The organism is Sideroxyarcus sp. TK5 (genome assembly GCF_054601595.1).
Genome location: NZ_BAAHSJ010000023.1, coordinates 1 through 2,933, shown reverse-complemented (window position 1 = coordinate 2,933; position 2,933 = coordinate 1). Strand labels below are relative to the sequence as shown.

1 protein-coding gene is annotated in these 2,933 nt (G+C 52.2%); it reads right to left on the bottom strand.

All coding sequences use genetic code 11. From position 1 onward, the window contains the following. The coding region (locus ACYPYQ_RS13495) for a calcium-binding protein (RefSeq protein ID WP_459724434.1) at positions 1-2,933 on the bottom strand (2,933 nt) is incomplete at both ends.

Sequence of the window (2,933 nt, the reverse complement as noted above, 5' to 3'; positions counted from 1 at the left end):
CAAACAGGTAGGTGTCGTTTCCGCTTTCGTAATTGGCGCTGGAGTAGCCATAGGCCGTGGTGTTCGCCACATTCCTCAGGTCGATCAAGTCATTCCCAGTGGTGGCAGTCAGGCTTGTGCCAGTGGGCAGTATCTGGGCCGCATCCAGCACAGTTCCATCCCATACTGTGCCGTCGTCAAACACCACCTTCTCGATCTTGTACTGGCTACCCGTAAAGTAGTTCTGCACCGTCAGTTTGTCGGTCGTGCCATTAATGCTGATCACAAGATCGTTGCCTACAGTCGTTCCACTTATATTGCGACTGATCGTTATTTCTGATGCCAACTTCCCAACAACTCGCACCGTATCCATATTCAATACAGTTGAATCATTCTCGATCACAAGATCCTGGCCTGATCCGACACCAAAAATGTACGTATCATTTCCGAACCCATACATTCCAGTACTGCCGTAAATTGTATCGTTCCCGCCACCACCATCAATCACATCATTTCCGCTTGTTCCATAGATAGTTTCAGAATTCGATGTACCCACAATCGTGGCGGGAATATTTGCGGGTGGTAGCTCTGGAACCTTGGTCAGTACAGTACTATCCCATACTGTACCAACAGTGCCATTTGCTCCATCCAAAAACTCAATTCGCTCTATCTTGTACTGTGCCCCGACAGAGAAATTTACTACCGTAATACTCTCCCCAGTACTATTGATAGTTAACACAAGCGATGTATTGGTTCTGATCAATGTCACATCCGAAGGCTGCACACCTGCCTTCAAGCGGATGGTGTCGGTGTTTCCTGAAGTGGCATCGTTCTCAGTGATGTTGTCCTGGCCTGAGCCGATTCCAAACAGATATACGTCGTTCCCCGCTCCACCATTCAGGGTGTCGTTTCCACCCAGCCCATCAATCACGTCGGCATCGTATGCCCCAATCAAGCTATCTGCAGCCGAGGTGCCCAGCAATTGCGCTTGGGGAAATACTGTGTTGTCCCATACTGTTCCGATGGTGCCATTAGGCCCATCCAGAAATTCAATGCGCTCGATTCGGTATTGCGACCCGGTTGACCAGTTCGCTACTGATATCTTGTCCGTTGTGCCGTTGATCGACAGAATCAGCGCGTTGTTGTCGCGGCTCAACGTAACATCCGAAGGCAGCACACCCGCCTTCAAGCGAATGGTATCGGTGTTCCCAGCCGTGACATCGTTCTCAATGATGGTGTCCTGACCTGAGCCGATTCCAAACAGATATACGTCGTTCCCCGCTCCACCATTCAGGGTGTCGTTTCCACCCAGCCCATCAAACGCATCAGCATCGTATGCCCCGATCAAGCTATCGGCAGCCGAGGTGCCCAGCAATTGCACTTGGGAAAATACGCTGTTGTCCCACACCGTTCCGACAGTGCCATCAGGCCCATCCAGAAATTCAATGCGCTCAATTCGGTATCGCGACCCGGTTGACCAGTTCGCTACTGATATCTTGTCCGTAGTGCCGTTGATCGACAGAATCAGTGCATTGTTGTCACGGCTCAATGTCACATCCGAAGGTAATACACCTGCTTTCACTCGGATGGTGTCGGTATTCCCTGCCGTGGCATCGTTCTCAATGATGGTGTCCTGACCTGAGCCGATTCCAAACAGATATACGTCGTTCCCCGCTCCACCATTCAGGGTGTCGTTTCCACCCAGTCCATCAAACGCATCAGCATCGTATGCCCCGATCAAGCTATCGGCAGCCGAGGTGCCCAGCAATTGCACTTGGGAAAATACGCTGTTGTCCCAGACCGTTCCGACGGTGCCCTCAGGCCCGTCCAGGAATTCAATACGCTCAATTCGGTATTGCGAACCGGTTGACCAGTTCGCTACCGATATCTTGTCCGTTGTGCCGTTGATCGACAGAATCAGTGCATTGTTGTCTCTGCTCAATATCACATCCGAAGGCAATACACCTGCCTTCACTCGGATGGTGTCGGTATTCCCTGTCGTGGCATCGTTCTCGGTGATGGTGTCTTGACCGGATCCAACTCCAAATAGATACACATCATTACCAGTGCCGCCAATCAAAGTATCGTTTCCGGCAAAGCCATCGATCACATCAAGACCGACTGTGCCATTTAGAATATCGTTGCCAACCGCACCATTAATCGGTATCGACAAAGATTCCCCTTCCCACACCGTGCCGTCCGCAAACACCAGCTGCTCAATCCGTGCGCCTGTCGATCCATACCAGTTCGCTATCGTGATCTGGTCACCTGCATTCGCAAACTGCAACAGCAGGTTGTTCCCGCTGCGCACCAGCGTGACGTCCGTCGTCGCAATCCCCGCACCCAGCTCGATCTTGTCTATCGCCGTGTCCGTCGCGTTTTGTTCGTTATGGGCCGTTTCATTGATGGTGTCTGAACCATCCCCAAGGCTGTAGCGATAGGTGTCCGATCCACCACTTCCATTCAGGACATCATTGCCCGTACCCCCTTCAAATACATTCCCAGCCGCTTCATAACTGTTGTAGTTGTAGGTGTTGTAATAGGTGTAACCAGTCGGCCTATCCGCATTCAGCGTGTCGTCACCCGCTCCGCCTATCAGCGTGTCACTTCCTGTACCTCCGTTCAGCGTGTCGTTGCCTGCTCCGCCATCCAGATAGTCAGCATTGTCCTGGCCTGTCAGAGTATCGTTGCCATCCTCTCCATACAGTGTGTTGATCTCACCAGCAATACTCGTGATGACATCTGCTCCAGCTGTACCATGCATGATCAATCCGGCATCATGCATTACCGCTTTGTCCCACACCGTGCCGTCCGCAAACACCAGCTGCTCAATCCGTGCGCCCGTCGATCCATACCAGTTCGCTATCGTGATCTGGTCACCTGCATTCGCAAACTGCAACAGCAGGTTGTTCCCGCTGCGCACCAGCGTGACGTCCGTCGTCGCAATCCCCGCA